Here is an 8,802-nt window from a genome sequence, read left to right as displayed (position 1 = left end):
TGATGGTATTGGATAATGCCCGTATCCACCACGCCAAGCTGATCCAGCCTTTTCTTAAAGAAAACGCTGGGCGCCTGGCACTCATCTTCCTCCCTCCCTACAGCCCTCAGTTGAACCTAATGGAAGGCGTATGGAAGTGGCTCAAGGAATCGGTCATCAACAATGTTTTTTTTGACCACGTCCAGAAAATCAAACAGGCGGTCCGCGGTTTCTTAGCCGATGTGAACGGGCGTCCCCTTGAGGTGATTGACCGACTGTGCGTGCGGATGTAAAGTATTTAATTCAACCTATATAGTTACTTTATTGAAAACAAGATGGCATGATAAATCTGTCAGAAAGGCAAGCAGGGTAACAATTAAAAGGTTATAAATATCTAATAATATTAGAGTCTACAACACTAGATGATTGATATACTAAAAGAACGTTATATAAGGAGTGCGTTATGAAAGAGGTTTCTATTATTTTTCCAATGTATAATGTTGAATTATATGTTAAAGAGAGTTTATTATCTATTATCAATCAAACATATCACAATTTTGAATTAATAGCAGTAAATGATGGATCTACAGACAAGACGGTTGATATATTCAACAAAATTATCATAGAAAATAATACATTAGATTATAAATTAATCGAAAGAAATAATGGAGGATTATCAGCCGCAAGAAACACCGGACTCGAGTATGCAACAGGAAAGTGGGTAGTCTTTATTGATTCTGATGATGTTCTTCATCCTAAATACCTCGAAACATTACTGCATGATGCAGAGAAATATAATGCGGACTTATCAATAGCTATAAGAAAGGAAGTTAATAAAGAAACTTTAAAAAAGTTTAGCGAGACAAAAGAGGGAGCATTAATCAATAGATCAAAACTTATGAGAATGATGCTAAGTAGAACAAAATTTGTACCATATTGTGGATGTTTTTTAGTGAATCGTGAAATATTGTATAAAAGAGGAATTTGTTTTAATGAGCAAGTCAAATTTTCAGTTGATCAAGCTTTTATGTGGCAAGTGGTTGATGCTTCAGAAAAAATTACTTTAAATTATTCACAGTTATATAATTATTTAATTCGTCCAGGATCAATAATGACATCATCAAAAATTGAGCAAATTATTACGGGATTAGAGCATTATTCAAATGTATCTAGAGAATTAAAAAATCTACCGTTCGATAGTGAAGTACTAGTTAATAAGTGGAAGATGGGTGTTCTTCATACTACTGCAAAGCTAATTGATTTTTACCAATTTTTAGAGGTAAAGAAAAGATTTGAAGTCAATTATCGAAAATGTTTGTGGGTTCCTTCTATAAAGGTCAAAATTCTAGCTAGTTGCGGACTTATATCTGATAAACTACTATATAATATTTATCTAAAACTATAAGAATATCCATTTTACTTTCATATAATATAATGAAAAAATGTTAATTTAATGGTTGATTATCCTTGAATTACGTTTGTTTAATGGGGAAAACAATTTTTAATATTCTTATTATTGTAAATTGAATAAATTACAACATGAAAACTTATAAGGATGGTGTAATAATGAATGATCGATCATGTTCAATACTAGTTAATTCTTGCGATAAATACGAAGATGCGTGGTATCCTTTTTTTGAACTTACAAAAAAATATTGGATTAATTGTCCATATAAGTTCTACTTAAATACAGAAAAAAAGAAGTATACACATATGGGAATTGATTTGACGGTATTAAATAGTATTTCTTATAGCTCGAATGGCTCCACATGGGGTGCAAGAATTGAAGATTGCTTAAAACAAATAGATACCACTTATGTCATACTCCTTTTGGAAGATTTTTTCTTGCAAGATAAAGTAAATCAAGACGAATTACAAACCTGTATTAATATGATGGATAATAATAGTGAAATAGTAGCTATATACTTTAAACGGATTTTTGGGTTTACAACGGAATATGATAAAAATCCTAATTATTATCTGATGACTGAAAATCAGGAATATAAATTAAATTTACAGGCGGGATTGTGGCGTAAGGAAGAATTGCAAAAATTGATATCCAAAGAAGACTCACCATGGTCTTTTGAAGAAGAAGGTTACTTGAGGATAGATAATCCTACGTCCCTCTTTTTGTGTTCAAAAAAAGGGACGCATAGTAGTATAAAAAATAGTGTTTTTCCATATTTCACAGATCGAAAGCTTGGATTTGGTATTTGGAGTGGAAAGTGGCTATGGAATAACGATGGACTGTTTGAGAGAAACGGAATAACAATTAATGAAATTAGTATGGATAGATTTACTAAATCGGATATGCTGCGGTACTATTTCAAAAGGTTAAAGGATAAACTCAGTAGCTCATAGTAATAAGTCTATCAGAAAATAAGTAAGGAGTTTTGATGCATGAAAATATTATGGATAACTAATATTTCAATTGGTGATATGGCAATAGGCAAGCCTATGGGTGGACTTTGGATGGACGCTTTATTGAAGGAAATCAAAAAAGAGAAGGAGTTCTCATTTGTCATTGTGACTTCAAATAATTCAAAATCTCTAGAACATAAGAATATTGATGGGATTCAATACTATGCTGTGCCAGGTGGTTTGCCTGTTCATTATAAAAGAGATACAAAAATAGCATATAACGAGTGGAAAGAAATTTTTGAAATTGAAAAACCTGATGTTATTCACGTATGGGGAACGGAGTATTCCCATGCTGTTCCAGCATTGGAAGTGGCTAAAGATTTAAAAATTCCTTCTGTGATTTACATTCAAGGAATACTGAGAGCAATTTCAAGATTTGCTACAGGCCAGTTACCCTTTTTCAAAATGCTAAAATATACTACACTTAGAGATATTTATAGATCTCAATTGCTTGCGTTTCAAAATAATTGGTTTAAGAATAGGGCAAAAACCGAGGAGCGTCTTATATCATTATCTGGGAGTGTTGTTGTAGAGAATAAATGGGCAGAGTATTTTTGCAAATCTATTAATCCAGAAATCAGAGTATTTAAAATACCTCTAAACATTAATAAAGAATTCTCACAGCACACTTGGTCCGTGTCGACAATGCATCCTCACACAATTATAAGTAATGCCTCTGGTCCAGCGTATAAAGGAATACATATTTTACTTGAAGCATTATTAATAATTCGTAGGCGTTTTCCAGATGTTAAACTTTTCATACCTGGTAAATCTATGATTGTTAGCGGTGGACATATTAATAGACAAAAAGTCCCAGGGTATTGGAATTATATTTCTGATTTTATCAGAAATAATGACTTGGGAGAAAATGTGATATTTACCGGATATCTTACTCAAAAAGAATTGGCGGAGAAACTATCACAAGCAAATGTATTTGCTATGGCGTCATCAATTGAAAACCATTCAAGTTCATTAAAGGAAGCGATGGCAGTTGGCACACCTTCGGTAGCCTCACAAGTAGGAGGCGTACCGGAATATTTTAACTTTGGTGATACTGGTTTTTCTTATCGTTTTGAAGAATATGAATGTTTAGCAGGTTATATTTGTGAACTATTTGAAGATACGGAGCTTTGCTTAAAGTTTTCAAATGCATCAAAAAAGAAATCTGATGAGATAGATGGTATTGAAATCACAAAGAAAATCATATCTATGTATAAGATATTAAGCCAAAAGGACTATTTACATGAAAGTTAGAATGAATTGGTTTACAGCTACTTTTGTTATCTATACAATATATTGTTTTACAACAGTATTTCGATGGCTACCGGCTATAGCAATACAAATGCCTATTATTATGTTGTGTTACTTTATGCTGGTGTTATCTGTGAAGTCTCACTTTGGGAATGAGCAAACCATAAAATTTTTTATTGTATCATTTCTGATAATTGTATTTAATTTTATTTTTATATACTTGCAAAGTTATCCGAGTAGTCTGAGTCTTGTAAATAAAATTGGGGCTAATTTCACTTTATTTGTCACTACTTTTCCTGTTTTGCTCATTTATTCTGGGGGATTCGAAAATGTAGATAAAAAACGCTTAAGGAATATAGTGTTTTTTATTGTATTGATTACTGCTATTACAACCATAATTGGAACGTATAATTATATATCGCCTAGCCGTTTGCTTGCAACCAATAATAATCCAGAACTTACCAATGTGTATAAGCAACAAAATATCGGAGGATATGGATTCATTTATTCCATTGTCCTACTTTGTCCGCTAATACTAAAGAAACTAATTAATCATTTTAGTTTTTTTTTGCTGGTATTTATTCTAATATGTTCTTTTTGTGTTATTCGTTCAGAATATACGACTGCAATTTTATTGTTGATTGCTGGAATAGCCATAAGTTTATCAATTCAACGAAATGCAATTATAGGAATAACTTCGATTATTATTGTTGGAGCACTAGCCTTAAAGCTAGAAGATATCCTTAATTGGGGGATTGTTTATTTTTCCGAAAGCTATACAGTATCATCAAGGTTATCAATGATCCTAGGTTATATTAAATATGATGTCTCAGCTGGAAATTTGTTAGAAAGGAAAGATTTATATAATTTCAGTTTCAATTCATTTTTGCGGAATCCGATATTTGGTGGATTATTTCGTTTATACGAAGTTAATATAGGTGGACATTCTGAAATTTTAGATTACATTGGCCATTCTGGATTATTTGGGCTAATTGTTCTATTTATCGCATTAAATGAAATTCGAAAGATACATTCATTTAGACTGGTCAAAAAAGATACTTTTTTTATCGCAATGATTATAATAGCTATTTTTTTAGCGGTGATAAACACTTTCTCGGCTCCGGAATTATTATACACAATTCTAATCATGCCAGTATTGTTGGATGACAATGAAACAAACAATGACCATAACAGTAGCAGATACACGTCATAGCCACTTTTGATTTTTATGCGCTGAGAATATATAAGGAATGGAGTTTGTATGAAAGAAGAAGATAACTTAAAAGAGGAATCTATAAATGGATTTATATGGCGCACCGCACAAAATGTCTCTGCTCAAGTGATAGGGCTTGTAATTCAAATTGTACTTGCGCGAATTTTATTACCTAGCGAATATGGATTAGTTTCCCTAAACTCTGTGATTATCACAATATTAAATGTAATTGTGCAAACTGGATTCACATCATCAATAATACAGAAAAAGGAGATTACTGAAATTGATAAATCATCGATGTTTTATTTCAGCGTAAGCATCGGAGTTATTATGTATATAATTGTATTTTTGTGTTCGCCAGTGGTCGCAAACTTTTATGACGAGCCACTGTTAGAAAGTGTCCTAAGAGTTCAAGCTATATCTATAGTAATTATCTCATTATATTCTGTCCATAATGCAATAATAATGAGAAATTTAGATTTTAAAAAGAACTTTATAGCAAGCCTTATTGGGGTTTTTTTTCAAGGATTTATCGGTATCGGAATGGCTCTAAAAGGCTATGGAGTATGGGCTCTTGTATTTGGAACACTTTCTCTCAATATTGCAAATTGCATCGCAATATTGATAATACTCAAATGGAGGCCAAAGCTATTATTTTCTTTTAAATCTATTAAGGGTATGGTCTCATTTAGTTCGAAAATACTTGCGGGAAATCTGCTAAACACAATTTTTAATAGTAGTAAAACTCTTGTAATTGGTAAAGTATTTAATTCAGCGATGGTTGGTTATTATAATAGAGGATATTTATTTCCTGCAACTATGGTCACAGGAATTGATGGTGCAATGACAACAGTGCTTTTTTCCTCGTTGTCAAGAGTACAACATGATAGAAGCCGTTTTGTAAATTATCTCAGAAAATCAATGAAAACAAGTTTGACTGTTGTGACGCCTCTATTATGTGGGATGGCTGCGGTATCGGATCCGATGATTAGATTTTTACTTACAGACAAATGGGTTAGTGCAGTTCCATTTGTAATGATTTCGTGTGTAATTTGTCTTTTTTGGCCATTAACTGCTAAAAATCAGGCTTTAAATGCTGTTGGTAGAAGCGGAACTAATTTGTTGTTAAATATTATGACCAAGGTCGTTTCATTGGCACTGCTTTATTTATCAATACCATTTGGTGTATATGTGATCGTTATTTCATCGTTAATTGGCGACATAATTAGTATCGCTATATATACGGTAATCATTTCTAAATACTGCAGTTATTCAATAAAGCAGCAAATAATGGATGTAATTCCAATATATGCATTAGGTGGATTTATGTTTATTTGTACATATGGTCTGTCGTCAGTCCTCATAATGAATAACTTTGTCAAACTCTGTATTCTTATTATTTTTGGTGCGGCAATATATGTAGGGGTATCATATACATTCAAAATGGAAGGATTTATGTATATTCTTCAACTATTGAGAAGTAAAATTAAGAAGTCAACAGAATGAAAGAATTATCTGCCGGTTATTTAACAGTATAAAATGCCGTTTTTAGGTAGTTTATTTAAAGAAAGGATTGTTTATGGATACTAATAGTGAAATGTTAAAAAATCAAAGAAATGTTTACCTTGATTATATTCGAGGAATTTCAACTTTGATGGTTATTCTGTATCATTATACAACTAGATATGAATCACTTTTTCCTCGTAAAGAAATGTTTGGAATAACATTTCCACACGGTAGTTATGCAGTTCTTGTGTTTTTTTTGCTAAGCGGTTACTTTGCAATTCGGAATATTGAACAAACAACTCTAGTAAAATATATGATAAAACGCTTTTTAAAATTATTTCCTGTTTATTGGGTTGCGATACTTATAACAATGCCATTAGTAGCAACTTTTTTACCGTCCAGGTCAGTGTCCATTAAAGATATGTTGTTAAATTTTACGATGCTCCAGACAATTCTTGGTGCAGAAAATGTCGATGGTGCATATTGGACTTTGTTCTCAGAACTCGTATTCTATATTTTTATTTTTCTTGTTCTTATACTAAAAAAACAAAAAAATATCGATAAATTTATATTTTTTTATGTGTTAATCCAGGTGATATTGCTCGTTATTCCCGATACATCAATGATTATACTAGCTAAAAAATTTAATACTTTGATATACCCTGCATTCCCGAAACACCTAACTATGATTTAAAAAAAAAAAGCTGAAACCATTGATATTAATAGGTTTTAAACACTCTCGCCATTACATAAACCTAGTTATGTGTTATACTATACATAACTAGGAGGCGGCAGAATGGCTATTATAAACCAGTTTGATAAACGAAGTGGCATTACCTATGTTTACGAATCCATATCCTATTGGGATAAGGAAAAGAAACAACCCCGGGCGAAACGCACACTGATCGGTAAGCGTGATTCTAATACAGGAGAAATCATTCCGACCGATGGTCGTGGCAGAAAACACAAGGAGGATCCGGAAGCTGCTAACTCAAGGAAACCAGGACCGGTACCTATCGAAATAGCTAGCCGCAGGTTTTACGGTACCACATATCTACTGGATGAGATTGGTAAAAAACTGGGTCTAACAGAAGATCTTAAGCAATGCTTTCCCGCTAGCTACAAACAAATCCAATCCATTGCTTACTATATGATTCTTGAATCTGAATCCCCGCTTTTTTGTTTTGAAAAATGGAGCACACTTCATAAGCATCCCTATGATAAAAATATTTCTTCACAGCGCAGCAGTGAACTTTTTTCAGATATTTCTGAAGAAGAAAGAACAAAGTTCTTTATGCTTCAGGAGAAACGACGCTCCGGAGATGAATACTGGGCTTATGATACTACCTCAGTGTCCAGTTATTCCCAAACGCTTCGCCAAGCTCAATATGGCAAAAACAAGGAAGACGATAGACTGCCTCAGATTAACTTGGCACTCGTATTCGGTGAAAAATCCGGTCTTCCTTTCTATTATCGAAAGCTAGCCGGCAACATTCCGGATGTGCGGACTGTTCAAAATCTTCTAGCGGATTTTGCAGTTCTCGGCTTTGATAAAGTGAAACTGGTCATGGACCGTGGATTTTATAGCGAGGCGAATGTCAACGGCCTTCTTAAGGAGCACTTGAAATTCATTGTTGCGATTCAGACAAGCAATTGCTTTGCACGCAAAGCAATCGATACCGTTTATGACAACTTCCGTTCTTTCGAGAACTTCGATGAGCAGCATGAATTGTATTCCAAGACTGTCCTTTCAGAATGGGAATATAAGCAAGAACGCCCCTACAAGAAGGATGTTCTCACAGATAAAAAGCGGGTTTATTTACACATTTACTTCAACATCGATAAGTTTGCTGAAGATGAAACCAACTTCGATCGTAAACTTATGGCTATGCGGAAGGAGATTCTGAGTGGCAAACGTGTTGCGAAACATGAGCGATTCTACAAGCAGTATTTCCAAATTAAAGAAACTCCGATTCGTGGCTTACAGGTTACTGTTATAGAAGATGCAGTGAAGGCGACAAAACGTTATTATGGCTACTTCACTTTGATATCCAACGAAAAGATGGATGCCATGGCCGCACTGGAATTATACAGAAACAAAGATCTCATCGAGAAAGCCTTTGGTAATATTAAAGACCGCTTAAATCTTCGCCGCCTATTGGTGTCATCTGAGAAAAGCCTTGACGGAAAACTCTTCGTTGCATTTGTCGCGCTCATATATTTATCTTATCTCAAAAAACACATGCATGAAGCAGAACTTTATCAAAACTATACGATTCAGTCTGCCTTGGATAAACTTGATATTATAGAATGTTTTGAGTATCCAGGCTACGACCTTAGGGTCGGTGAGGTTCTTACAAAGCAAAAACAAATTTACGAAGCACTAGGCATCACCCCGCCTGCATAGTTATGTGTTGGCGGGAATCCAGGAT

8 protein-coding genes are annotated in these 8,802 nt (G+C 33.6%); all 8 read left to right on the top strand.

All coding sequences use genetic code 11. The features are described from left to right. Positions 1-272 (top strand): transposase (locus BMZ71_RS13870; RefSeq protein WP_072763888.1); only part of this gene is annotated, 272 nt, incomplete at its 5' end. A gap of 170 nt (positions 273-442) precedes the next feature. Beyond that, a complete protein-coding gene (locus tag BMZ71_RS13865) occupies positions 443-1,384 on the top strand; it encodes a glycosyltransferase family 2 protein (protein WP_086990731.1) in 942 nt (313 codons plus the stop codon). A 161-nt stretch (positions 1,385-1,545) separates the two neighbouring features. Further along, positions 1,546-2,340, top strand: a complete 795-nt coding sequence (locus tag BMZ71_RS13860) for a hypothetical protein (RefSeq protein WP_086990733.1) — start codon at positions 1,546-1,548, stop codon at positions 2,338-2,340. A 39-nt stretch (positions 2,341-2,379) separates the two neighbouring features. Next, the gene (locus BMZ71_RS13855; protein ID WP_086990734.1) at positions 2,380-3,654 is read left to right on the top strand and encodes a glycosyltransferase family 4 protein; all 1,275 of its coding nucleotides are present in this window, start codon (positions 2,380-2,382) and stop codon (positions 3,652-3,654) included. Further along, on the top strand, positions 3,644-4,864 hold the full coding sequence (locus BMZ71_RS13850; RefSeq protein ID WP_086990736.1) for a hypothetical protein: 1,221 nt from the start codon (positions 3,644-3,646) through the stop codon (positions 4,862-4,864). The genes BMZ71_RS13855 and BMZ71_RS13850 overlap by 11 nt, the downstream gene beginning before the upstream one ends. 48 nt (positions 4,865-4,912) lie before the next feature. Further along, complete coding sequence (locus BMZ71_RS13845) at positions 4,913-6,370, top strand: lipopolysaccharide biosynthesis protein (protein ID WP_086990737.1); 1,458 nt, start codon at positions 4,913-4,915, stop codon at positions 6,368-6,370. A gap of 73 nt (positions 6,371-6,443) precedes the next feature. After that, complete coding sequence (locus tag BMZ71_RS13840) at positions 6,444-7,064, top strand: acyltransferase family protein (RefSeq protein ID WP_086990739.1); 621 nt, start codon at positions 6,444-6,446, stop codon at positions 7,062-7,064. A 102-nt stretch (positions 7,065-7,166) separates the two neighbouring features. Continuing rightward, positions 7,167-8,777, top strand: a complete 1,611-nt coding sequence (locus tag BMZ71_RS13835; protein ID WP_093234139.1) for an IS1634 family transposase — start codon at positions 7,167-7,169, stop codon at positions 8,775-8,777. Positions 8,778-8,802: the final 25 nt, after the last annotated feature.

The organism is Trichococcus flocculiformis (assembly GCF_900113645.1).
Taxonomy (GTDB): domain Bacteria; phylum Bacillota; class Bacilli; order Lactobacillales; family Aerococcaceae; genus Trichococcus; species Trichococcus flocculiformis.
This window is presented reverse-complemented; position numbering and strand designations above follow the sequence as displayed.